22 protein-coding genes and 2 pseudogenes are annotated in these 22,703 nt (G+C 60.8%); 17 read left to right on the forward strand and 7 right to left on the reverse strand.

From position 1 onward, the window contains the following. Window positions 1-15: 15 nt before the first annotated feature. From BB934_RS34835 to BB934_RS34845, 3 genes and pseudogenes are all read left to right on the forward strand, one after another. Window positions 16-816 carry a carbohydrate ABC transporter permease gene (locus BB934_RS34835; RefSeq protein ID WP_418294814.1) on the forward strand — a complete coding sequence of 267 codons (801 nt, stop codon included), beginning with the start codon at window positions 16-18 and terminating at the stop codon, window positions 814-816. After that, entirely contained in the window at window positions 813-2,051 is a 1,239-nt protein-coding gene (locus tag BB934_RS34840; protein ID WP_099514391.1) for an AGE family epimerase/isomerase, read from the forward strand. The genes BB934_RS34835 and BB934_RS34840 overlap by 4 nt, the downstream gene beginning before the upstream one ends. 81 nt (window positions 2,052-2,132) lie before the next feature. After that, window positions 2,133-2,323 (forward strand): annotated as a pseudogene (locus tag BB934_RS34845) (IS6 family transposase); the annotation flags it as partial. A 60-nt stretch (window positions 2,324-2,383) separates the two neighbouring features. On the opposite strand, the pseudogene BB934_RS34850 reads toward BB934_RS34845, so the two are convergent. Beyond that, window positions 2,384-2,815 (reverse strand): annotated as a pseudogene (locus BB934_RS34850) (DDE-type integrase/transposase/recombinase); the annotation flags it as partial. On the opposite strand from BB934_RS34850, the gene BB934_RS34855 reads away from it, so the two are divergent. From BB934_RS34855 to BB934_RS34870, 3 genes are all read left to right on the forward strand, one after another. Further along, complete coding sequence (locus tag BB934_RS34855; RefSeq protein ID WP_175608896.1) at window positions 2,748-2,987, forward strand: hypothetical protein; 240 nt, start codon at window positions 2,748-2,750, stop codon at window positions 2,985-2,987. The pseudogene BB934_RS34850 and the gene BB934_RS34855 overlap by 68 nt on opposite strands. Before the next feature lie 322 nt (window positions 2,988-3,309). Beyond that, a complete protein-coding gene (locus BB934_RS34865; protein WP_237050598.1) occupies window positions 3,310-4,323 on the forward strand; it encodes a cupin domain-containing protein in 1,014 nt (337 codons plus the stop codon). A 219-nt stretch (window positions 4,324-4,542) separates the two neighbouring features. Further along, the gene (locus BB934_RS34870) at window positions 4,543-4,992 is read left to right on the forward strand and encodes a Gfo/Idh/MocA family protein (protein ID WP_237050584.1); all 450 of its coding nucleotides are present in this window, start codon (window positions 4,543-4,545) and stop codon (window positions 4,990-4,992) included. Between the two features lie 318 nt (window positions 4,993-5,310). On the opposite strand, the gene BB934_RS34875 is transcribed toward BB934_RS34870, so the two are convergent. The 4 genes from BB934_RS34875 to BB934_RS34890 form a co-directional block, all read right to left on the reverse strand. Then, window positions 5,311-6,069: a sugar phosphate isomerase/epimerase family protein gene (locus BB934_RS34875; protein ID WP_157934509.1), complete on the reverse strand. Its 759-nt coding sequence runs from the start codon at window positions 6,067-6,069 to the stop codon at window positions 5,311-5,313. Window positions 6,070-6,211: 142 nt separating this feature from the next. Beyond that, complete coding sequence (locus BB934_RS34880; RefSeq protein ID WP_173909552.1) at window positions 6,212-7,084, reverse strand: carbohydrate ABC transporter permease; 873 nt, start codon at window positions 7,082-7,084, stop codon at window positions 6,212-6,214. Window positions 7,085-7,094: 10 nt separating this feature from the next. Then, window positions 7,095-8,063 (reverse strand): carbohydrate ABC transporter permease, encoded by a 969-nt coding sequence (locus BB934_RS34885; RefSeq protein WP_099514395.1) that lies wholly within the window; start codon window positions 8,061-8,063, stop codon window positions 7,095-7,097. An 87-nt stretch (window positions 8,064-8,150) separates the two neighbouring features. Then, a complete protein-coding gene (locus BB934_RS34890) occupies window positions 8,151-9,524 on the reverse strand; it encodes an ABC transporter substrate-binding protein (protein WP_157934510.1) in 1,374 nt (457 codons plus the stop codon). Window positions 9,525-9,623: 99 nt separating this feature from the next. Here BB934_RS34890 and BB934_RS34895 point away from each other — a divergent pair, with 99 nt between their 5' ends. The 4 genes from BB934_RS34895 (at window position 9,624) to BB934_RS34910 (ending at window position 13,408) form a co-directional block, all read left to right on the forward strand. Next, window positions 9,624-10,727: a LacI family DNA-binding transcriptional regulator gene (locus BB934_RS34895; protein ID WP_099514397.1), complete on the forward strand. Its 1,104-nt coding sequence runs from the start codon at window positions 9,624-9,626 to the stop codon at window positions 10,725-10,727. 16 nt (window positions 10,728-10,743) lie between these two features. Beyond that, the gene (locus BB934_RS34900; protein WP_099514398.1) at window positions 10,744-11,472 is read left to right on the forward strand and encodes an SDR family oxidoreductase; all 729 of its coding nucleotides are present in this window, start codon (window positions 10,744-10,746) and stop codon (window positions 11,470-11,472) included. 41 nt (window positions 11,473-11,513) lie between these two features. Further along, the gene (locus BB934_RS34905; protein WP_099514399.1) at window positions 11,514-12,266 is read left to right on the forward strand and encodes an SDR family NAD(P)-dependent oxidoreductase; all 753 of its coding nucleotides are present in this window, start codon (window positions 11,514-11,516) and stop codon (window positions 12,264-12,266) included. Between the two features lie 122 nt (window positions 12,267-12,388). Further along, window positions 12,389-13,408 (forward strand): hydroxyacid dehydrogenase, encoded by a 1,020-nt coding sequence (locus BB934_RS34910; protein WP_099514400.1) that lies wholly within the window; start codon window positions 12,389-12,391, stop codon window positions 13,406-13,408. Between the two features lie 68 nt (window positions 13,409-13,476). Here BB934_RS34910 and BB934_RS34915 read toward each other — a convergent pair whose 3' ends face one another. Beyond that, window positions 13,477-14,175 (reverse strand): IS6 family transposase, encoded by a 699-nt coding sequence (locus BB934_RS34915; protein ID WP_099514401.1) that lies wholly within the window; start codon window positions 14,173-14,175, stop codon window positions 13,477-13,479. A gap of 182 nt (window positions 14,176-14,357) precedes the next feature. Here BB934_RS34915 and BB934_RS34920 point away from each other — a divergent pair, with 182 nt between their 5' ends. From BB934_RS34920 to BB934_RS34945, 6 genes are all read left to right on the forward strand, one after another. After that, complete coding sequence (locus BB934_RS34920) at window positions 14,358-15,593, forward strand: IS256 family transposase (protein WP_099514402.1); 1,236 nt, start codon at window positions 14,358-14,360, stop codon at window positions 15,591-15,593. Window positions 15,594-15,654: 61 nt separating this feature from the next. Then, a complete protein-coding gene (locus BB934_RS34925) occupies window positions 15,655-17,088 on the forward strand; it encodes a DUF7986 domain-containing protein (RefSeq protein WP_157934511.1) in 1,434 nt (477 codons plus the stop codon). 83 nt (window positions 17,089-17,171) lie between these two features. Further along, window positions 17,172-17,510, forward strand: coding sequence for a hypothetical protein (locus BB934_RS34930; RefSeq protein WP_099514343.1), 339 nt, complete (start codon window positions 17,172-17,174; stop codon window positions 17,508-17,510). Between the two features lie 260 nt (window positions 17,511-17,770). Beyond that, window positions 17,771-17,929: a DUF1127 domain-containing protein gene (locus BB934_RS34935; RefSeq protein WP_099514344.1), complete on the forward strand. Its 159-nt coding sequence runs from the start codon at window positions 17,771-17,773 to the stop codon at window positions 17,927-17,929. A gap of 258 nt (window positions 17,930-18,187) precedes the next feature. Continuing rightward, window positions 18,188-19,519: a replication-associated recombination protein A gene (locus BB934_RS34940; protein ID WP_099514345.1), complete on the forward strand. Its 1,332-nt coding sequence runs from the start codon at window positions 18,188-18,190 to the stop codon at window positions 19,517-19,519. A 70-nt stretch (window positions 19,520-19,589) separates the two neighbouring features. Further along, window positions 19,590-20,054 carry a hypothetical protein gene (locus tag BB934_RS34945; RefSeq protein ID WP_099514346.1) on the forward strand — a complete coding sequence of 155 codons (465 nt, stop codon included), beginning with the start codon at window positions 19,590-19,592 and terminating at the stop codon, window positions 20,052-20,054. Window positions 20,055-20,553: 499 nt separating this feature from the next. Here BB934_RS34945 and BB934_RS34955 read toward each other — a convergent pair whose 3' ends face one another. Further along, window positions 20,554-20,913: a hypothetical protein gene (locus tag BB934_RS34955; protein WP_099514405.1), complete on the reverse strand. Its 360-nt coding sequence runs from the start codon at window positions 20,911-20,913 to the stop codon at window positions 20,554-20,556. Window positions 20,914-21,334: 421 nt separating this feature from the next. On the opposite strand from BB934_RS34955, the gene BB934_RS34960 reads away from it, so the two are divergent. Further along, window positions 21,335-22,612, forward strand: a complete 1,278-nt coding sequence (locus tag BB934_RS34960; protein WP_099514406.1) for a type IV secretory system conjugative DNA transfer family protein — start codon at window positions 21,335-21,337, stop codon at window positions 22,610-22,612. Window positions 22,613-22,703 lie beyond the last annotated feature (91 nt).

Below are 22,703 nucleotides of genomic sequence, written 5' to 3' on the forward strand. Positions count from 1 at the left end.
CGTTTGGTCAACGTCATGATCGACGTCGTGCTGACGGCCGTCTGCCTGCTGATGATCTTACCGCTCGTCTTCCTCGTTTCCAATGCGTTCAAGACACCACAAGAGATGTTGGCTTGGCCGCCTACGGTCATCCCGAACGATCCCACAGTCGCGAACTTCAAGGCGGTTTTGGGCGACACTCCACTGCTGCGATGGATCGGGAACAGCATCATGTTCTCGGTCCTGTCCACCGTTTGCATTCTCGCGACGTCGGCGATTACCGGCTATATTCTGGGAAAGTTCCGCTACCGCGTGCTCAATATCTTCTTCGCCATCATCCTCGCCACGGCGATTGTGCCGTTCGAGGTTTACATGATCCCGCTCTATTTCCAGGCGAAGGCGCTCGGCATCCTCAACACTACTTGGGGATTGCTGCTGGGCTATCTGGTCATGAGCTTTGGTATCTTCCTGATACGACAGAATGTGATTCACTCGATCCCAGACGAATTGCTGGAAGCCGCGAGAATCGATGGTGCCGGGGAGTTATGGATCTTCTGGCGCATCGTTCTTCCGCTCCTGCGCGGCGCTCTCGGAGCCCTCGGAGTGCTGGCCTTTTTCCAAGCCTGGACAGCCTTCGCGTGGCCTCTGATCGTAGCGACGACTCGGGACAGCTACACAATTGAGGTGGGGCTGGCTCTATTTCAGACCGGATTCACGGTTGATCTTGGTCGGCTGAGCGCAGCCTCCGCGCTGGTCCTTATCCCAAGTATTACACTATTCGTCCTGCTGCGTCGGAACTTCGTGCAGGGAGTGGCGAGCACGGGGCTGAAGGAATGAACAGATCCGACTTCTCGCTAACGGATGCGCGCGCCCGCTACGTGCAGGCTAATGCGGCGACCTTACGCTGGATACTCGGGCGCCCACGCCTCGCCGGCGCGTTCCTCAACACCAAGGTCAACAGTCTGAGCCTCACGGACTATGGAGATGCAGACGGGGTCCGTGGACCTGCCTATCTCTATGGCTGGATCCAAGGTCGGGGGCTTGAGGCTGTTGCAACACATGCGGAGTTTTTCGAGACAGAGGAACCTGCCCTGGTTGCTGAACTCGACGACGCAGGTTTCGCTCTCTATCAAGCGCTCCGCGATCTGCAGCGACGCGATGGGCATGGCTATTTCTGCTACGACGGCAACCTAGACCCATTCTATGTGAGTCCCGATGGTATGTTGCACCGACAATCCGCCGCTGACCAGGTATTCACCTATTCGGATGCATTCTTTGCCAAAGGCCTGATCGCTGGGGCAGCACGCTATGCTCCGGCGGACCTTCCGGAGCATATTGCCTACTTATCCGAGGTCATCGATTCGATCGAGCAGCGACGCTTTCAAATGGACGAGCGCTGCCGCCTCTCGCCCCGTACGGCTATGGATGAGCCTGAGGATTTTGGTCCTCGGATGATCCTTCTCGGCGCGGCGGGTCTCCTCCACCGCTTGGAGCTGAGCGAGCATTCAGCTTTCGCAGATCGCTTCATCGCCCATGTTCTCGAATCCCACTTCGACCCGGAGAGCGGCCTGTTGCGCAATGTCCCGGGCACAGACGCCTGCAATGTTGGTCATGCCATTGAGTTTGTGGGCTTCGCGCTGGGCCACCTACGTGATAGCGCCGAACCCGCTTTGGTGCAGCAACTTCGGTCGGTGCTTATCTCCTCCTTCACTCGCGGCTTTATCAATCCGGGTCTCTGCCTGTCGGTTTCCATCGCAACCGGCAATCCCTTAAGTCCGTACTGCCCCTGGTGGTCTCTGCCCGAGACCATTCGATCCGCCGCCTTGTGCTTCGCTGCGTCCGGTGATGGTGAGATCCTACGCATCTGGGAGCAAGCCGACGATGCGTTCTTCACGCATTACTGGCGGGGTTCTTTGGCCTACCAGACCCTGACCTGGAATGGCCCCATTGATTTTGTTCCAGCAACGCCCGATCTAGACCCCGGCTATCATACGGGACTGAGCCTTCTGGCCGCTATTCGTGTGGCTGACTGGATCTTGCCCCGTCCGATTGGCGCTCAGGTCACGATGTAGCGTCTTGGCTCATTCACGGTCTCGGATTCGGGGATGTTGCGGTAAACTTTGGGCACTTGCTTGTGGCTTTTGTGCTCTTGCATGACTAAGCCTGTCAGCTACAAGCGCTATCGATTCCCACCCCAGATCATCGCTCATGCCGTTTGGCTGTACTTCGAGTTTCCTCTGAGCCCCGGCTCTTCGAGGAGATGTTGCTCGAGCGCGGTATCCTCGTCTCCTATGAGACCGTCCGCCGGTGGGGGACGAAGTTTGGACCAGAGTATGTCCGGCGCTTTGTTCTGTCGCAACTCTGGAGCTGAGACAACAGGATAGAAGCGAACCTCGCGCGATGGTCATGCAGCGAGTCGCTCGAACTGCTCAGAGAGCGACGGCTGCCGATTGCCGGTGTACTTCGCCTGCACTGTGCGCATCATGTGCACCATTTCAATGCCGCTCAGGATCGTGCGAGCGCTGTTCACTGACTTGAACCCGAGCATCGGTCGGACCCGTCTTTTGACGGCACGATGATCCTGTTCGATCCGATTGTTGAGGTAGACACTCTGCTGGATCCGGATCGGCTTCAGTTTGCACCTTGAGCGATCTCGAAGTAGGTTTTCTGTGTAGCAGGCCAGAATGGCCTCCCGGTTGGTCTGGCTGCCGTCGATGACGGTCCGCTCGAGCCGACCATGCTGCTTGAGGGCTCGGCTCAGGAACAGTTTGGCAGCAGCCAAATTGCGCCGCTCGATGAACCAGGATTTAACGGTGTCGCCGTTGCTGGAGCAGGCGCTCCGCACGGACAACTACCAGATCACGATCCCCTTTTATCCGGATATCGAGTTGCAGGTACATGGGCGGGACGTACCTTTTGTCCATCAGGACCGGAACACGCTTCAGCGCGTCGGTGAAGCGAAGCCCAATCCTTTGGCGATGGTTTTGGCCAAGCGAAAGGCAGGTTGAGCGGGGTCTGCCGCGTCGATAACAGAACTCGGACGCTGTTCATAGACAGGCTCCTTTACGACGGCGATTATGATATACACAATCTCGTTGAGGCACTCACTCAGGCATCTCATTAAGTACACTGTGCAGGAACCAGTAATCATCGCAACCTCTTCCAGCTGATCTCAGCAAACTTCCTATCGAAGGACAGAGTGATGGGCGAACCAAAGATTTCGTTACGCTACCAACTTGAAAAGGCGGCACCGCGCGTCGGCGCCGGTGGTGTGACGCGTGGCGTTCGGTCCGGGAGTTTCCCGCAAGCGTCGGGATTGCCGGCGTGTCGATGCGTCTCGCACTGGGCTCGATGCGGGAACCGCATTGGCATGCCAATGCAGCGGAATCGGCCTATGTGGTCTCAGGCAATTGTCGTACGACGGTGTTGCATCCCAGCGGCGAGGCGGCGACCGACACCTTCGGACCCGGCGACGTCTGGTGTTTCCCGCGTGGCTGGGGGCATTCCATTCAGGGGCTTGGGCCAGGGGAATGCTACTTCATCCTGATCTTCGACAACGGCGACTTTTCTGAGGATCACACCTTCAGCGTAACGAACTGGCTGTCCCAGACCCCGCCGGACATCGTGTCGCAACATCTGGGTCTTTCGTCTGTCGAACTAGCCGGTCTTCCGGATGGGGAGGCGTATTTTGCCAAGGGCCCAGTCCCAGACGATCGTTCGCCGGACGCTACAGCACGCCCGGCCGCGCAACTCATATCGACGCATCACTATCCGCTGCTGGCTCAGCAGCCGCGCCGCGTGGCTGGCGGAGGAACGCAGCGTGTGGTCACCGTAAACGAGTTTCCGATCTCAAGCTCTATGGCTAGCTCGATCCTTGAGATCCAAGCGGGGGCGATGCGTGAGCTTCATTGGCACCCGAATGCTGACGAGTGGCAGTATTATCTCGAAGGCAACGCGGAGATGGCCGTTTTTCTTGCCCACGGGCAGGCCGTCACGGAGAATTTCGAAGCCGGCGACGTTGGATATGCCCCCATGGGAACTGGCCATTATATCCGCAACACAGGGCAGTCTCTCCTGCGGGTCCTGATCGGCTTCAACAATGGACGCTATGAGGCCAATGACCTTTCCGCTTGGATCGCAACGAACCCGGTCGACGTTCTAGCCACCAACCTTGGCTTGCCGCGTGACATTGCCGCCACAGACACACTTCATGGTACCGGGCAAGTCGACGCATTTGGAGAACTGACACGCCGACAAGTGTTAGCTTCCTGGCAGCGGCTCGACTTCGTTAGTTGTCACCTCCCAGAGAAAACGCTTAGGTCAGCTCATGCGGCGGTAAGCTGACGTTCCATTTGCTGTTCATCACACGTTGACCCATAGCGGCCACTTAGGATGTCCGATTGTCCGCAGTCCGGTCGTACCCATTAACGGTGTTTCATTGGCCGCCCACCACCATGAGGTAAGCCCATCTCTTTTGAGTAGGCCGCCTCACGCTGTAGGTTCAGGCGAACGCCGAGCGCCTTCACGGACCGGACGACTCGCAGACAGAAGGTTCCCTCATTCATGAAGAAGATCGGTTTAGCCATCATCGGCCTCGGGCCCGCATCGCAACCACACTCGAAAAGCCTCCTCGACCTCTCGGACCGGATCGACGTTCACTGGGCGGTCAGCCGCTCACCCGAGCGCGTTCAGGCCTATCAGCAACAGTTTCCCTTTCGTACGACGACCGATCTCGACGCGGCCATCCAGGATCCGGCCGTCGATGCGGTCCTGGTCCTCACGCCCCCGAGCAGCCACCTCGAGGTGTCGGAACGCTGCTTTGCGGCAGGAAAGCATGTTCTGGTGGAAAAGCCTCTGGAACTGACCCTCGACCGAGCCGAGCGGCTCGTTGCTGCGGCGCAGGCAGCGGGCGTCACTTTCGGGGTCGTCCTCCAGCAGCGGTTCAGACCCGGCAGCCTCAGACGCTGGATGCGGCAACAACCGATCTGTATTCGGCAGCTGCCGCCGTCGTGAACGACACCACGACGGCCTTGCAGCCTATGGCCCGAAAACGCCTGCTCAAGAAGGCCCAGACACGCTTCAAGGAGCGCATTTCTACGGCGCGCCCGAACGAAAGAAGGGTGGGCGCTGCCTGGCGGCAGAAAGAGCTCTTCCTTGCAGCCTGATCCAAGCCCGGGTTCCGCATCAGCAGTGTTGTGTGGCGGAACCCGCCCCTGCCCACATCCCCGAAGGAAGTGACGATCGGTTCGGGACCAGTCCGCTCTGTCGAGCGGTCGGTCACGGAACGCGTGCTGCCGCACGGCCCGAGACCTCATGCGGGCATCCGATGGTTCACCAGCCTGCGATAAGCGACTTGAGGCGGGCCAGATCGTCTTTCAAATAGGGAATGACATTGTCCCCCATCCGCTGGGGCTTGCCTTCGGGGTCGCTATACTCGGCGGGAAGGCACAATGTGCCCGAAAACCCGACTTTCTTCAGACAGTCGGCAAACTCGCGCCACGAATAGCCCCCGTGCTGATGCGTGGTCCATTTGACCTTGTACACCGCCTCATCCTCGGGCCCATTGACCCGCGCGTGATAGGCGCTTTTGAAGTTGACCTGACGATGGAGCTTCTCCTTGAGGATATCGACTGCCATCGCGGTCGGCTCCCCATCGACCGCGCAATGGGCCATGTCGAGCACCGCACAGACGTGGCGCGGCTCGTACTTCTCGATCAGGTGGAGAAGCCCGACGGCACTGCCGACAAAGTTACCGTAGTGGTTCTGGACGCCGATCGTCACCCCGTAACGGTCCAGGACCGGAAGCAACACGTCGAACTGGCGACGGTAATTCTCGATCGACCGGACATAGCCGACCTTGAGATCTATGGGCGCCATAATGCGGATGAGTGGTATGCCGCTGTCGCCACATGCGGCGACGATAGCCTCGTCCGCCGTGCTTGCGACACTGGTGATCTTGAGCCCGCTGGCGCAGAGGACCCGGGTTGCATCTCTCAAACCGGCAGCGGCATTTTCCGGCGTCACCTGATAGCCGGGACGCACGGGAAGTTCGACACCGTCCAAACCCAGCGCCGCCACCTTATCGGCCATCGGCGGCAGAGGCTCGGTCCAGGGCTTCGTAAAGACAGAGATCAAATGCTTCGACATGGAGTATGCCTTCTGATGCGGCGAATTCGTTCGAGCCTCACATCCGCCATATGAGCGACGGAGCTCGGCATTCGATGGTGCCTGCTCAGCCTTTGAGGCCCGACGTCGCAATGCCTTCGATCAGACGGCGCTGAAAGATGAAGAACACGACGAACAACGGCACGAGAGAGAGAAGCGACATCGCCAGCAGCGGGCCCCACGACGAAGCGCCCTTCGATGACATGAGGAGGCTCAGGCCCTGCGGCACGGTGTAGCGATCCATCGACGTGAGATAGACCAGCGGCGACAGGAAGTCCTCATAAGTCCAGATGAAGGAGAAGACCGCTGTGGTCACCAGTGCCGGCGTTAGAAGCGGCAGGATGACCGACCAGTAGATGCGGATCGGGCCCGCACCGTCGATGGTCGCCGCCTCGTCCAGCTCCCGCGGAATGCCGCGGATGAACTGGATCATCAGGAAGATGAAGAAAGCATCCACCGCCAGGAACTTCGGCACTGTCAGCGGCAGGAACGTGTTCACCCAGCCGAGCTTGTGGAACAGCGCATATTGGGGGATCAGCGTTGCGTGCAGCGGCAGCATGATCGTCAGCATCATCACCGCAAACAGCGTCTTCTTGAAGATGAAATTCAGCCTGGCGAAGGCATAGGCGACCATGCTGCACGCGAGTACGTTTCCGACCACGGCCAGGCCGGAGACGATGAAGGAATTCATGAAGAAGGTCGAGAACGGCAAGGCCGCGCCGCGCCAGCCGTCGACATAATTCTGCAGGCGGATCTTTGACGGCCACAGGCTCAGATCGGAGAAGATCAGGTTCGCCGGCTTCAACGAACTGCTTGCCAGCCAGAGCAGCGGATAGATCATCAGCAGTGCACCAAAGATCAGGCAACCATGCACGGCGACACTGCGCCAATTGAAAGCCCGCTTTTTCTTGTCCCGGGCATCCGCAACAGCGATGGTCATGACAGCATCCTTAGCGCTCGTCGCCATAATGGACCCAGTATCGGGCCGACTTGAAGGAGATGACCGTCGCCAGACCGATGATGGCGACCAGGACCCACGCCATGGCGGAGGCATAGCCCATTTGAAAATTGGTGAACGCCTGCTCGTAAAGATAGAGCGTGTAGAACAGCGTCGCGTCGGCAGGCCCGCCCTTCCCGCCGCTGATGATGTAGGCAGGCGTGAACGCCTGGAACGCACCGATGATCTGCATGACGAAATTGAAGAAGATGATCGGCGTCAGGAGCGGCAGCGTGACGCTGAAGAACTTGCGCACCGGCCCGGCGCCATCGACTTCCGCCGCATCGTAGATGTCCTGCGGGATCTGCTTGAGGCCGGCCAGGAAGATCACCATCGGAGAGCCGAACTGCCACACCGCGAGCGCCACCAGCGTATAGAGCGCGTAATCCGTGCTGGTGATCCAACTCGGACCATCGATGCCAAACTTCAGGAGAACCTGATTGATGATGCCGTCATAGGCAAAGACCTGCCGCCACATGATGGCGACGGCCACACTGCCGCCGAGCAGCGACGGAAGATAGTAGACGGAGCGGTAGAAGCCGAGGCCTTTCAGACCGCGATTAAGCAGCATGGCGATCCCGAGCGCGAAGGCCAGCTTCAACGGAACGGAAAGGAATACATAGGTGAACGTGACCCTGAGGGACTGATAATAGCGCCCGTCCTCCGTGAACATCTTCACGTAATTGTCCAGGCCCAGCCATTGCGGCGGCGTGAACATGTCGTAGCTCGTCAAGGACAGATAGAACGACGCCAGGATCGGCCCGAGCGTCAGGAACATCAGGCCAATGAGCCAGGGCGACAGGAACAGAAAGGCGACACCGTTATGACGTGCGTTGATCCCAACGGCCTTGCGCCGACGGGGGCGAGCTTCCGATGAAGCCGTCGCCTCCAGGGAAGTCGCCTCGGATACGGTTGTGCTCATGAAGGATCTTCCGCTAAGACCGAATTAGGATGCGGCATCGGGCAGGCCGGTGCCGCACCCCTGCATCAAAAGCGAACTGCTCAAAACTCACTTCAGCCTGGTGCTCACTTCGTTGATGAACTGCTGAGCGGCCTGCTTGGGAGTCAGCTTGCCGAAGGCCACGCCTTCATTGGCGCGCGTCAGCATGCCTGTCATTCCGGGGACGCCCGGATATCGCGGCGGTGCCGGGTCCTTCTGGAGCAGATCGAGATAGGCGATGATCTCCCGGTCGGCGTCCGCGCCGGACGCAGCCATTGCGTCGCGTCCTGCCTTCGAGCACGGGATCATGCCGCTGTTGGTGTAGTAGGTCTTCACGCCTTCCGGATCGAAGTGCATGAAGCGGATGATGTCGATGACCTGCTTCTGATTGGGCGACTTTGCCGAAACCGTCGTCGAATTGCCGGCATACGAATAGTGGCGCTGCTTCATCTCTCCGCCCCTGAACCCGTTCGGCATCATGTGGAGGATGAAGTTGTCCTGCGATAAGGCCTGGAAACCGACGAAGCTGTCCGTAAGCGTGATATTCATCGCGGCGCGTCCGGCGACGATACCGGCCGTGCTCGGATCGTCGTTTCCGGCCAGCGCCTGAACGTCGCCGGGCGGCGTCGCTTTGGTATCGCGCATCATCTTCCAATACGCGTACCAGGCCTCCATGTCCTCGAGCGCGAATCCAATCTTGTGATCCGGCGTGAACATCGACTTGCCGCGGCCGCGTAGGAAAATGTCGCAAGGAATGTAGTTGCCGCCCGCATCCTCGACGCCCCAGAACCTTGGCCCGAGAGCTTTGCTGAGCGCAGCGGAGGTTTCCGCCAGATCCTCCCAGGTCCACATCTGGTCCGGAACTTTAATGCCGGCCTTCTCGAAGGACGTGGCATTGGTGATGATCGTCGGCCCGATCGCGTCGTTGGGGATCGCGTATTGCTTGCCGTCAAATTTCGCCGCGTTTACGGCACTCTGCAGGTAATCGGTTAGGTTGATGGGGTTCGGCACGTAGGCATCGAGAGGCGTGGTAACGCCGCGCCGCGCATATTCGGCCAACAGGTCGACGTTGACACTGAACATGTCCGGCGCGTTTCCGCCGGCAGTTTCGGTCGCGATCTTGTCCGTGAACGCTCCGAAGTTGGTGAACTCCGGGACGATTTCGACATTGGGATTCTTTTCGGAATACAGCTTCAGCACAGCCAGAGTTTGCGTCAGCTGTTCCTGCGATTCCACATATCCGGCAAAGCGCACGCGCACCTTGGTCTGGGAAACGGCCGTACCGAACAGCAACCCTGAAAGCGCCGTGGCGCCCATCAAGGCGGCACCTTGGCGCAATACGTCACGCCGATTCATCACCATCGACATCTCTTTCCTCCCTTGTAGCGAGCCGTTTCTAGCCTTCTTAGTGCAACGTAACACAAAGAAAGGTAGGCGCGTCAACTATAAAAATGGGCTATTTCCGCCGAGGTTTTACTATCGGCTACTATAAGGACCCTTTGACAAGGGGAGATTCCTGGCCTATCGGTAAATCGTTACAGTATGTGCGCCGCAAGGGAGATATGCGGCCCGCGAACGGAAGAATCGATGTCTGGTATTCACGAGGTCGCGAAAAAAGCGGGGGTTTCGGCGAGCACTGTCTCCAATGTGCTCAACGGGCGACACGATAAGATGCGCCCGGAAACCAAGCGCCGCGTCCTCCAGGCCATCGAGCAGCTCAACTATACGCCCAACGTCGCCGCCCGGCAGCTGAAATCGGGTCAAAACTCCAGCATCGGCCTGATCGTCCCGTCGGTGGCGAATCCATTCTGGGGTTCGGTCGCGCACCATGTCGAACGCGCCGCCAGGCAGCGTGGCTACAACCTCCTGATCGGCAATGCGGAGCGCGACCCGGAGGTCGAGACGCGCTACGCCGAGGCGATGCTCAGCTCGGGGATCACCGGCGTCATTCTCGGATCGTCGCCGCTGTCCTTCGACTACCTGCGAGACGTGACGGCCCGCGGTCTCAAGGTTGCCGCCTTCGATCAACGTGTCCGCGTGGCGAAAGACATCGTGACCTGCGGCGTCAGTGTCGATCAGGAACTCGGCGGCACCATGGCCGCTCAGCACCTGATCGGGCTCGGACATAAGCGTATTGCAATGGTCTCGGGACCGATCAAGACCAACAGCCGCATCGGCCGCATGAACGGCGTGAAGATGGCGATGGCTCGGGCCGGATTGCAGCTGCCCGACAATCTGGTGTGGCAGGGTGGCGGCGTTTCCGGGTTCGGGGACATGGAAGGGGCAGAGCTTGGACGGGTGGGCGTGCGCGAATTGCTCAGTCGGGACAATCCGCCGACGGGAATCGTGGCCGGCAACGATATGTACGCCCTCGGCGCCTATGCCGGTGCGCGCGACCTCGGCTTTCGCGTCCCGGAGGATATCTCGATCGTCGGCTTCGACGACATCGTTCTTGCCGAGATCGCCCAACCTGCCCTGACGACGATCCGCCAGCCGGTGCCAGCGATGGCCGAACTGGTAGTGCGCATGCTCATTGCCCATATCGAGGGTTCCATTCACGCCGATGAGCCCGCCTTTATCGACGTCACGCCGCAACTGGTCGTGCGCGGATCAACGGCATCGGCGCGAGTTTTGCAGAGCGCGTGAGGATAGGAACAGGTCGATGGCTCGAGATCTCACCGATCAGACGGTTTTCGTCGCCGGCGCGAGCAGCGGCATGGGACGCGCGACTGCGCTCGCCGCCGCAAGGGCCGGGGCCCATCTCGTTCTACTCGGGCGAAATCGGGCAGCGCTCGACGAGACCGCCACATCCGCTCGGGCCGAAGGCGGGCGAACACGGATTACGACTGTGATCGCCGATGCCTCCGACGCGGATACGCTGGCCGGCGCCGTGTCCGAAATCGATCTGAGCACAGTCGACGTCCTGATCAATTCGGTCGGCACGAATCTCGTGGAACGTGCTTTCGACCAGCTGACGAGCGCCTCCTGGGCTTCGATGGTTCAGGTCAACCTCATGGCGGCATTCAACCTGTGCAAGCTGTTCGTGCCGCCGATGCGCGCGAGGGGAGCAGGGCTGATCATCAACATCTCGTCGATTGCGGCGCGAAAGCCGGACCGCTCGGGCGCCGCCTACCAGGCATCGAAGGCGGGAGTCCTCGCCCTGAACCACGCCATCATGGAGGAGGAATGGGCCAACGGCATCCGTGCGACGGTGATCCTGCCCGGCATGACCGATACGCCCCTGCTCGATCGCAGGCCGTCTCCGGTGAGCGCTGAGGTTCGGAGTACCGCTCTGCAGCCCGAAGATGTCGCTGAGGCCTGCCTGTTCGTCATGGGCTTGGCGCCGCGGGCGCATGTTTCAGAGCTCGTTATCCAACCCAGTCGCCGGTAGGCACAGAACGTATTCGTTTCTCATAATAAGGGACCAGCAGAATGGACTTTTCAGGAAAGGTTGTCCTCGTCACCGGAGGTGCATCGGGAATTGGCGGCGCAACGACCCGTGCGTTCGCTGATGCTGGTGCGAAAGTGGCCTTTACTTACATGACCAGCGCCGATGAAGCCGGGGCGATCGAGAAGGAGTACGAATCGCAAGGCCGGCAGGTACTCGGTCTGAAGTCTGACATGACGAAGCCGGACGAGGTCGCTGAGGTCGTCAGGCGAACGGAACGTGACCTTGGACCCATCGACGTTCTATTCGCCAATACGGGCGGCTTGTTGAAAAGGAGCCGCTGCGTCGACTCGACGCTGGAGCTCTGGCAGGAGGCGATTTCCTTGAATCTCCTGAGCACATTCCTGGTGGTTCAGGCAACGCTGCGGTCGATGGAGCCGCGCCAATCCGGCTCCATCGTGCTGATGTCGTCTCTGGCCGGGTTCGATGGCGGCGGCGGCGGCGCGTCGCACTATGCCGCGACCAAGGGCGCCGTTGCCACACTGGTGCGCTCGCTGGCGAAGGAGGTCGGCCCTCTCGGCATCCGGGTCAATGGGGTTGCGCCCGGTCTCATCGGCACACGGTTTCACGATACGTTCAGCACGCCGCAAGGCCGCGCCGACTCCGTCTCGCGCACGCCGCTGCGACGGGAGGGAACGCCGCAGGATGTCGCCGACACGGTGCTCTATCTGGCCTCGGAGCGTGCCGGATACGTGACGGGAGAGGTCGTCCAGATCAATGGCGGCGTCGGGTTCTGACAAGCCAAGACGACGAAGACACGGCACGGCGTCCGACGAGTTGAACGACCGGCGCGTGTCCGACAAGCAGCCTGAATCGCCGCCGGCAAGAGGCGGCTAGCCCATGATATGGAGCCTCCCAGATGAGCATTGTGAGTGAGAAGCCTAAGGTCGTGATCCTGCTGACGCCTGACATGCGGTCCAAGCTTATCCCTGCATCCGCGGAGAAGCGGCTCGCACAGGTGGCGGACGTTCGCGCACCGCAAGAGGGGGAACTGACCCCCGAGAACCTGCCCGGCCTGCTCGACGGCGCAGTGGCGGTGATCACCGGCTGGGGCACGCCGCCTCTCGACGAAGCTCTGCTGGCCCGTGCGACGTCGTTGAAGCTGGTAGCCCATGCTGCCGGTAGCGTTCGGCACCTTGTCCCCTTCGCGGCTATCGAGGAGGGTCGGTTGCACGTCACGCACGCGGCGATCCATATTGGCGAAGCTGTCTCCGAGTTCGTGATGGCGCAAGTGCTGTCATTCCTGCGCCATCCTGCGGAACTCGCCGACGGGATGCGCAACAACGAACCCTGGTTCGATCTTCGGGCGCGCCTGCTCGGGCGTCTCCTCGGCGAACAAACGGTGGGTCTTCTCGGTGCAGGTTATATCGGGCGCATGATGACGCGCCTGTTTCGCGCCTTCGACGCTCGGGTTCTCGTCTACGATCCTTATCTCACCGAGGCTCAAGCTCGTGAGATGGGCGCGGAGCTATCCGGTCTGGATGATCTCCTGCGCCGCAGCGACATCATATCTCTGCACGTGCCCTCCCTCCCCGAAACCCGGCACATGATCGGCGCAGCTCAACTTGCCATGATCAAGGACGGCGCCCTGTTCATCAACACGGCTCGCGGTGCGATCGTGGACGAACAGGCTATCATTGCGGAGCTGCGCAAGGGCCGGTTCACGGCGGTCCTCGATGTCTACGAGAAGGAGCCGCTCGCGCACGACAGCCCGCTGCGCACGCTTCCGAACGCGATCCTCGCGCCGCACGCGGCTGGGCACAGTCACGAGACGTATCTGCGTCAGGGCGCGACGGCCGTGGACGAGGTCTGCAGGATGCTGGCGGGAGAGCCTTATCGCCATGAGGTAACCAAGGCGGTACTGGCCATCATGGCGTAAATGGTGCGCAAGGCGGCACTGTTGCAGTAACTTGAAAACGGCATAACGGACCCAGTTCAACGGGCCGCTCAGGCAGCAAGACCGAAGAGCTGATTGACGAGACGGATTTCGCCTGTCGCGCGACCTTCCCGCTGGATGCAATGGCCGCGGCGGATCATGCGCATGATTTCAAAATCCGTCAGGGTCGCGGCGGCGGTTTTCATGGTCTGGAAGCCGCGTGTCGGACGGATCACGCGCTTGAGCGCACCATGATCCGCTTCAAGGATGTTATTCAGATATTTCGAGGTGCGGTGTTCGACATCCTTCGACAGCAAACCTTCGTTCTGCAGGCGCAGGATCGCCCTGGGATACGACGCCAGCTTATCCGTCGTGATCGAGGACGGTGGATAGTGACTCATCGCCTTGAGGGCTTTACACAGGAAACGATAAGCGGCGTTGGCATTCCGGCGATCGGACAGCATGAAGGCAATCAACCGACCGTACTTGTCGACCGCGCGGAACAGGTATTTCCACTTGCCCCCTACGCGGACGTAGGTCTCGTCCACTCTCCAGGAGCCTGAGCGAGGTCCCCGATAGGGTCGGATCCGCGTCTCGATCTCCGGAGCATAGCGCTGAACCCAACGGAAGATCGTGGATGGGTCAACAGCGACACCGCGTTCGGACATCATCTCGGCCAGATCGCGATAGCTGATCCCATACTTGCAGTACCAGCGCACGCACAGCAGGATGATCTCAACCGGGAAGCGACGGCGCTTGAACAGAGACACGGGAGCGGATCCTTGATGAACGGCTCCTCGCTATACGGCCGAGGTTAATGCAACGGTGCCGGTAGAATAGACCTGGAGTTTCCATCAGCTATGGCGGAAACTGGGTGATGACGGTGTGAGAAGGGCGGCGTATCGAGGCGGGTGACGAGCCTGCCAGAACCTCTTCGAGAGAGCGATACGCCATGAACGGTACTACCAATGTTTTGCGCCTTCGTCAGCCCGACGCGATTGACGATCCACTGACCGATATCCTGCGCACCGGCGCCCGCAAGCTCCTGGCCCAGGCCATCGAGAGCGAGGCCGAGGCCTATCTGGCCAGCATGCGCGATCTCAAGCTACCGGACGGGCGCGAGCGCCTGATCCAGACCGGCATCGGTCCCGTCGAAGTCAGCCGGGTCAAGATCCGCGACCGCGGCGCCACCGGCGAGGATCGGATCCGCTTTACCTCGGCGATCCTGCCGAAATGGGCTCGGCGGACGAAGAGTTTGGATGCGCTGCTGCCGATCCTGTACCTGCGCGGGCTCTCGACCGGCGACTTCCAGGAGGCGCTCTCAGCCCTGCTCGGCAGGGATGCGCCCAACCTCTCGCCCACGGTGGTCACCCGGCTCACCAGCGAATGGCAGGGCGAATACGAGCGCTGGCAGGCGCGCGATCTCTCAGCGCGTCACTACGTCTACGTTTGGGCCGACGGGGTCTACCTGCAGGCCCGGATGGAGGACCAGGCTGAATGCATGCTGGTGCTGATCGGCGCCACGCCGGAAGGCAAGAAGGAGCTGGTCGGCTTCCAGGCCGGCGTGCGCGAGAGCGCCCAGAGCTGGCGCGAGCTGCTCGTCGAGATCAAGCGGCGGGGCCTGTCCATCTCGCCTCGCATTGCGGTGGGAGATGGGGCGCTCGGCTTCTGGAAGGCACTCGACGAGCTCTTCCCGGGCACGCATCATCAGCGCTGCTGGCTGCACAAGACCACCAACGTGCTCAACAAGGTGCCCAAGTCCGTGCAGACCGGCATGAAGGCGGCCCTGCGCGAGATCTACCTCGCGCCCACCCGAGCCCAGGCTGAGGTGGCCGTCGATCTGTTCGCCGACGCCTACCAGGCGCGCTATCCCAAGGCGGTGGAGTGCCTGCGCAAGGATCAGCGAGCATTGCTGGCCTTCTTTGACTGGCCGGCTGAGCACTGGATCCATCTGCGGACCACAAACCCGATCGAGAGTGTGTTCGCGACAGTCCGGCACAGGACCGTGCGCACCAAGGGCTCGCTGTCGCCAACCACCGCTCGGCTGATGGTGTTCAAGCTCATCATGGCGGCTTCGAAAACCTGGCGGAGATTGATGGGTGAAAACCAGTTGCCGAAGGTAATCGCCGGTGTCAGATTCCAAGACGGCACCGAGATCACAACGGTGCCAACACACAGCGCCGCCTGACCGGCCCCATCACCTAAATTCCGTCATAGCTGTCCTGCAACTCAATCAGGATCGAATGATCATGCTCGGCAATCATTCCCTCTCCGGACTGATGAAGTGGCTCACGCACGAGGAATGGCACGAGCCATTTGCGGATGTCCTGGACCTGCACCTCGGTCCGGCTTGCGACGACTATGAGATGGACTTCGAAGATATCGCCGAGGTCATCGGCGATCACGCGGCCATGACCCTGTGGGGCTGCGCCTTCGAGGATTTCCTGCCCCAAGCCGTCGAGCCGGACGGGCGCAACATCGTCGAGGACTATCTCAAGCGCCGCGGCTGGAAGGAAAGCGCCGGCAACCGGCGTTACATCGAGGCGCTGCGGGACTCCTGCATGAGCCTGTACGAGGTCAGCGAGATCGTGCCTGGCCAGTCCTTCCTGGCGCGGGATCTTGTGCGCGGCGGGGAGCCGATCCGGGTCAGCGAGCACTCGGCTACCAAGAGCCTCAAGCTCTGGGACAAGATCGGCGCGCGCATCGTTGAGGTCTCGGGCAAGAACATTCTCGCCGGAGGCCTCCTGCCCTTCCGCCCAAGCGCCGCCACTCTGCTCATGGAGGAACTCAAGGCGGCGAGACGGGAGGCCCGGCGCGAGTTCCGCAAGCTGACCAGGGAGGCCCAGCTGCCCAGCTCCACCCGGGAGGATGGCCAGATCGCCGACCTCCTGTTCATGGCAACAGCCGCGCCGATCTTCAGCAACATCTGGCTGGATGATGCGCTGGCCTCAACCCTCGATCAGAGCCTGCCGACCATTCTCAACAGCGATGGCGATGAGGTGGTCTTCTGCCGGGTTCGCTTTCCCTTGCGCTCAGAAGGCGCAGCCGCTGAGCTCCGGGAGCGCCTGCGCGCCGTTCCAGCCTTCCGGGAGGAGAATGAGGGCTTCTGGAATTGGATCGAGCCGCAACGGCCTGCCAAACGCACTTCCTCACGCAAGGCGACGAGCCAATCCTCCCTTGGAGAGGGCCGGTCCTTGCGGGTCACGCTCGACACGGGTGACACAATCCTTGGCAACATCGAGCTGACCGACAAGACATTGCTGCTGGAGGCGAACTCCCGCGAGCGGGCCGAACGTGGGAGGGCTATCCTGGCCGAGCTGGCGGGGGCGCTGGTCGGGCCGGCTCTGACCGAGATTGAAACGCTCGAACAGGTCATGGCTGGGCGAGCCGGAGACGAGGATCTGGATCAGGCCGGCGACCTTCCCGCCGAACTGCAGGCCGAACTCGTCCATGGTGCTCTGACTGACCACTATCGCAAGACTCTCGACGAGCCGATCCCGGCCTTGGGGGATTTAAGCCCACGGGCAGCGGCCCAAACCGCCGCAGGCCGCCGCAAGCTCGTGGACTGGCTGAAACACATCGAGAACCAGACGAAGAGCGGAAATTTGCCTGACGGACCGATGGCCAGCTACGACTTCACCTGGCTGTGGCGGGATCTGGGTCTGGAAAAGCTCAGGCGATAGATGCTGTTCTCGTGCCGTGTTGGCCGGTCGTTTCAGCCGGGTGTGCTAAGATGGCCCCGGATAGCTGCTCAGCGAGGTGCGTGATGATCCGGGCCTCATGCCATACGGCCGACAATGCCCTGGCGCTCGAGTTCGACGCGACGCCATGGTTTCGCGAAGCCGATCCGCAGAGCCTCCTGCACCTTGCCGCGCAGGACTGGTCCAGCGTCTGGATTGCCGACGCGCTTGAGACCCGGCCGGGCTACGAGGGGCTGCATCAACTGGTCGAGTATGCCGCCACCCGGCTGCGCGACGAGTCGCTCGAGGACCCCACCTGGGATGCGCTCAACTGCGTCGTCAATCAGTCTGATGGGATGCACTGGCTGGCCGCGAACAGGCCGGAGCTCGCAGCCCTGATCCAAGATCAAGACAAGCCCCGGTAATTCACCGCATCCAAGCAGGTCTGTACGGCTCTGTGGGCGGATCAGCACTCCCGACCCTGCGGGCCATTCTGCAGGTGGGCCAGAGCGAGATCGTTTGGCGTTAGCCCATGGCAGTACGGCTACGGTCGGTATGCTCACAAAGCATAACCCACTTACTTTGTGATCACTCCCGAATTAGGTGCTCCAAACCCATATAAATTCCATCACAGACAATCAGAAATTCCTCGCTGGTCGAGGCAGTTAGCACCTAAAGGCATGGCATGTTCGTAACCTACATCCTCTCCCAAATCCGCGCGTATCTGCGTTACCGCGAGACGGTTCGTGAGCTGTCGCAGCTTGGTGATCGTGAGCTCAATGACCTTGGCATTGTGCGCTACGATATTCACACCGTTGCGCGCACTTCGGCTGCTGCAGCCTAACTCGCTTCAGCGTCGCAGGAGATGCTCAGCCCGCCCTCCGGCGGGCTTTCGCATCTCTGGAGCTCACGAAAAAGACCAGAACCCTGAAGCTCTGTTCCTCCAAAATCATGCTTCTGCGTGACCCTAAGCCCATTGACTCTCGTGTGCCTTCCGCGGGTCTTAACGTGTTAAAGAGACCCAGAAACTCTCATTCGGGCTTCTCTGAGTCCTTCTCCGCTCAAGTATCAAATCTCTGATCATTCAAAGCATCGACGTCCAATGAAAGCCGACCTCTTCTCCAAGGCTCAGGAGCAGCGTCCCAAGCCGCTCGCCGCCGAGATCCGCCCTGAGACTCTCGACGACCTCATTGGGCAGCAGCACATCCTGGGGCCGCACGGGCCGCTGCGGCGGCGCGTCCGAGCGGGCCGACTTGGCACAGTCATCCTCTTTGGCCCACCAGGGGTGGGTAAAACGACAATTGCCCGGGCAATTGGCCAGGAGATGAAGAAGGAGTTCCGCTCTCTGCACCCGGCCAGCAGCAACGTTGCCGACATCAAGGCTGTGGCTCAGGAGGCTCAGGCGAAGGACATCCTCGTGTTCATCGACGAGATCCATCGCTTCAGCAGTGCACAGCAGGATTATCTCCTCGATCTCACCGAGACGGGAACCTTCGACCTGATTGCTGCCACAACCGGCAATCCCTATCACGTCCTCACCCCTGCCCTCGTGTCGCGCGCATCCATTTTCCGGCTGGAGCCGCACTCGCTGGACGACCTGCGGCAGGTGGTCGAGCGGGCCGTGGCCTTTCTCGCGAGCCACAAGGATCTTCATATCCGCCTTGACGGCGATGCCATGAAGCAACTCACCGGCCGGGCTGGAGGGGACGCCCGCCGGGTATTGAATGCCCTTGAGACATTGGTGCTCGGATCCGAGCCTGGTTCAGCCGTCTCGATCACCGGGGCGATGGTCGACGAGGTCTACCAAGCCTCTCCCCTGCCCTTTGACCGCAAAGGCGACTATCACTACGACACGATCTCGGCCTTTATCAAATCGATGCGTGGCTCGGATCCGGACGCCACGCTCTACTGGCTGGCCCGCCTGATCCATTCCGGCGAGGATCCTCGTTTCATCGCTCGCCGTATTCTCATCCACGCCTCGGAGGATGTTGGGCTCGCCGACAACACGGCCTTGCAGACCGCTGCTGCTGCCCTCGCAGCCGTTCAGCACGTGGGCTACCCGGAGGCCCAGATCGTCCTCGCCCATGCAGCCTTGCACATCGCCCGGGCACCGAAATCCAACTCGGCCTGCCGCGGCATCGGTGCGGCGATGGCTCATGTCAAATCGCAGCCCATGATCCCGGTGCCTCCACATCTGCGGGACGGGCACTATACCGGAGCAGCCAAGTTGGGCCATGTCGGCTACCAGTTTCCGCATGATGATCCGCGTGGCTGGGTCGAGCAGGCCTATGCCCCTGGGGTCGAGCCAGGCCAGTTTTATCAAAGCGATGGCCGGGGTAGTCAGACGTTCGAGGCACGAGCCGATGCCTGGTGGGAGCGCGTTACCGGTCAGGCGCAGCCACAACATGGGCAGGAAGAACCCGGCAGCAGATGAGCGGAAACCTAGGATCGAGCCATTTCCGGCCCTGCATGGTAGGAGAGAAACGATCCAAGGGTGGAATGAGATGAGCGCAGCACCCTTCGAAATCATTCCGGCCTGGCGGATCGCCCGATTGAGGGCGGCCTTGCGCGATGCGGAACAGCGAGGCGCAAACCCGGATGACGAAGGTCATAATCTCTCCCACCGCGCCCTCCAGCGTCGCTTCGCTTTGGCCCGACGACGCGCGGAGCAGGGGCCGAGACAGGCCTCCAGGCCAAAGACCACACGCAAAGGCCGCAGTTTTCCGCATCTGAAACTGGTCATCATCTGGCGCGCCATCCTGAGCTGTCGCTCTGCGGCTTGGAGGCAGGGCGACACGGCGCCTTTTGGCAGCATCCGCAGGGCACATGATCAGGCTGTTGCTGCGTGTCGCGCCGCTGGCCTTGCGCCACCGCGCTATCGCACCGTCTATGTCCTGTGGCATCGCGGCGTACCGCCGGCGGACGTCGTTGCGGCGTTGCGGGACGAGCGTCAAAATTCGATGGGTTAACAAAAGGGCCGCTCGTGCCGTTCCCGGGAACGCTCGCGACGGGCATGTTCCATGGATACAACGGGACCCTGCACTCCTGCCGACAACAGCCCCGATGATGTGGTGGGCAGCCCGCACCTTCACGTCTTTGCGGGTGTATCGTGTTTCGAACGGAAGCGATCAGGGCCGCTTCCGTTGGGATCTCAACGATGTTCCGGCCTCAGCCGGGGATCAGTTACAGGGTATCGAGGATACGCAGGGGAAGGCTCGACAGGCCGCCAACCTTCACTTCCAGCAATGGATCAAGCGGATTGGTGTTACGGAAGCCCCTGTGCGAGGCAAGAAGCAACTCGCCCTCCCCTTTCACCTGAGCTCTCAGTCCGAGAGTGGCAAGCAGAAGCGGAAGACAGCTGCCAGACCGTACGCTGACAGCGGCCGATAGCGTCGGAGAATGAGGCGTTACCGCATCGCGAGGATCAGTGTGTAAACCTGCATGATCGCGGGAGTTCATCGCATGGCATCAAGCGGCAAACCGGAGATTTCCATGTAACCAGACGCCCTTGTGACCTGGTTTGAGCGGCCGGGCGGCGGACAGTTGGTTGCGGAAACGCTGATGGGCCTCAACCAGCAACCGCAGCTTTCGAGCCATGGGCTGCAAACTTGCGGCACGATCGATAACCAGCGCCTCTGCCGCAGCATAGAGGTCTCCGGTTGCGGCCTCAATGCCCGGATTCCGTTCAATCAGACCCATCAGCTCGATCAGCTGCTGTTGCAGGCTGTACAACGCGGCTTCTCCGCCTCCCTGCTGGATCACCAGCATGATCGGGTCGAGCCTGCCGAGCATCTCGTCGACTGCATTCTCAAATGTCGTTTCCGTCATGGATATGATTTCCAGAATTCGAATCGGAGGACTCACCTGTTGGCAGGCTAACCCACTTGGATTGCGGACTGGTTAAGCGGCTGCGAGCATCGCAAATTAGACATTGCACCGCTCTCCCTTCGAAGCTCCTGGTCACAGCCACTGACGACCCAGAAGGGCCGGGTTCTCTCCTGCTGGAACAATCACACCGGTCCTGCGAGCAACCCCGTCACTCCGCTCACTCCCGATCTCAACCCTAAGGCCGCAGCGGGATGGAGTACGCCGACGATTGATGCCGAGCCTGTCGTTGTTTTCGCTTGGCAACGAAAACCTGCCGCAAAGTTCTGCAAAGCATGAACCTATGCGTTCCTCTGCTGCGTAACAGCATCACTAGCGTTCCCAGTCATTTTCCTTTTCCTGTCCACTGAATGGATCAGACCACGTGAAAGACCTTCTCAGAAAACTCTTTGGACTTGGGCTCTCTAAAGACGCCATTATTGCTCCCCATGGTGCGATCCTCACGCTCGGTGAGGACCGCCGGGGCGTTCCTCACGGCACGACCCGGAACGCCAATACCCTCCTCCTCGGAGCCAACTCGCGCCAGAGGGTGGAGAGGGTTATCGTCCCGACCCTTCTACGGGGCACATCGGCCAGCTACATCGTCGACGACCCGACCGGGGAGGTTTACGACCTCACCGCTGCCACCCGCGCCAAGCTGGGACCCGTCTCGCGCATCCGATGGCACAACGGAAGCTCCTATAATCCACTCGCTGACATCAATCTGGGCACCGATCCGGAAACCCGCTCCCGGCGGCTGCGCAACGTCGCGGAAACCTTCATAACCCAATGGACAGAAGGATACGACAGGATTCCAGAGATCAAAATGAACGATGGCAACGACACAATTGAGCAGGAAGCGATCTCTGCTCTCTGGGGCCTTCTGGAACTCGCCACCGCTCAGGTCGCGAACACCGGCGGACTGCGTCTGGCCGAGCCGACCTTGACGGGGCTGTGCACGGTCCTCATCGAGCACCGTCTTGACAATAGAGTTGCTGATTATGTTGCCGCTGCCGACAACTCCGGGAGCCCGAGGGCATTATTCGAATTGCGCGCCTATGCGGCTCTTTCTGACGAGCGCCGTCGGGTGATCCACGACGCGATCGTGCAACGGCTAGTGCCCTTTCATACTCCCGAGACGTCCTGGGCCTCCGGCGATCCGCGCGGCCAGTGGGCGGCCCACCGGAACATCAGCACCTCTGAAGGGGTCGAGATCAGCGGCCCGACAACCGTTTATGTGTGCTGTCCGACCCGACACGGCCAGCATGCCGCGGCCTACAATCTCCTGACACACCTCCTGTGGCAGCAGATCATTGACGAAGCGATCTACGGCCGCAGCGAACAGGCGGCCGACAAGCCTCAGCGGCCTGCCGCGTTCATCTTCACAAACACCGACCAGGCCGAGCCGATCTCGGGAATGGCGGCGCTGACCGCAGCTGCCAAGAAGACTGACCTTTCAATCCTCGTTTCCGCGGACGATGCGGCGTCTCTTGATCGACTCTATGGACCGGCCACCGCTGAAGCTCTCAAGGCAGCGATGGATCTCGAACTCGACTTCGATCCAGGCGCCACCCGATTCATGGTCAGAGGACCTGAAAAGCCCGTCCTGCGGCCTTCCCAGGCGATGGGATCCTTTCTCCTGCCCGCGCCCAGAGATTTTTAGAGATCTGCGCCAGAGATTTTCCGCATCTGACATCTCTGGCGCGCGTTCTGCAGGAAGTCCGCTTCCGGCCTCAATCCACCAAAAGATCTTG

The sequence above is a fragment of the Microvirga ossetica genome, from assembly GCF_002741015.1.
GTDB classification, from domain to species: domain Bacteria; phylum Pseudomonadota; class Alphaproteobacteria; order Rhizobiales; family Beijerinckiaceae; genus Microvirga; species Microvirga ossetica.

Coding starts and splice junctions, on each gene's coding strand:
- BB934_RS34835 (WP_418294814.1), top strand. CDS start 16: ATGATCGACGTCGTGCTGACGGCCGTCTGCCTGCTGATGATCTTACCG.
- BB934_RS34840 (WP_099514391.1), top strand. CDS start 813: ATGAACAGATCCGACTTCTCGCTAACGGATGCGCGCGCCCGCTACGTG.
- BB934_RS34865 (WP_237050598.1), top strand. CDS start 3,310: ATGCGTCTCGCACTGGGCTCGATGCGGGAACCGCATTGGCATGCCAAT.
- BB934_RS34870 (WP_237050584.1), top strand. CDS start 4,543: ATGAAGAAGATCGGTTTAGCCATCATCGGCCTCGGGCCCGCATCGCAA.
- BB934_RS34875 (WP_157934509.1), bottom strand. CDS start 6,069: ATGGCCGATAAGGTGGCGGCGCTGGGTTTGGACGGTGTCGAACTTCCC.
- BB934_RS34880 (WP_173909552.1), bottom strand. CDS start 7,084: ATGACCATCGCTGTTGCGGATGCCCGGGACAAGAAAAAGCGGGCTTTC.
- BB934_RS34885 (WP_099514395.1), bottom strand. CDS start 8,063: ATGAGCACAACCGTATCCGAGGCGACTTCCCTGGAGGCGACGGCTTCA.
- BB934_RS34895 (WP_099514397.1), top strand. CDS start 9,624: ATGTGCGCCGCAAGGGAGATATGCGGCCCGCGAACGGAAGAATCGATG.
- BB934_RS34900 (WP_099514398.1), top strand. CDS start 10,744: ATGGCTCGAGATCTCACCGATCAGACGGTTTTCGTCGCCGGCGCGAGC.
- BB934_RS34905 (WP_099514399.1), top strand. CDS start 11,514: ATGGACTTTTCAGGAAAGGTTGTCCTCGTCACCGGAGGTGCATCGGGA.
- BB934_RS34910 (WP_099514400.1), top strand. CDS start 12,389: ATGAGCATTGTGAGTGAGAAGCCTAAGGTCGTGATCCTGCTGACGCCT.
- BB934_RS34920 (WP_099514402.1), top strand. CDS start 14,358: ATGAACGGTACTACCAATGTTTTGCGCCTTCGTCAGCCCGACGCGATT.
- BB934_RS34925 (WP_157934511.1), top strand. CDS start 15,655: ATGCTCGGCAATCATTCCCTCTCCGGACTGATGAAGTGGCTCACGCAC.
- BB934_RS34930 (WP_099514343.1), top strand. CDS start 17,172: ATGATCCGGGCCTCATGCCATACGGCCGACAATGCCCTGGCGCTCGAG.
- BB934_RS34935 (WP_099514344.1), top strand. CDS start 17,771: ATGTTCGTAACCTACATCCTCTCCCAAATCCGCGCGTATCTGCGTTAC.
- BB934_RS34940 (WP_099514345.1), top strand. CDS start 18,188: ATGAAAGCCGACCTCTTCTCCAAGGCTCAGGAGCAGCGTCCCAAGCCG.
- BB934_RS34945 (WP_099514346.1), top strand. CDS start 19,590: ATGAGCGCAGCACCCTTCGAAATCATTCCGGCCTGGCGGATCGCCCGA.
- BB934_RS34955 (WP_099514405.1), bottom strand. CDS start 20,913: ATGACGGAAACGACATTTGAGAATGCAGTCGACGAGATGCTCGGCAGG.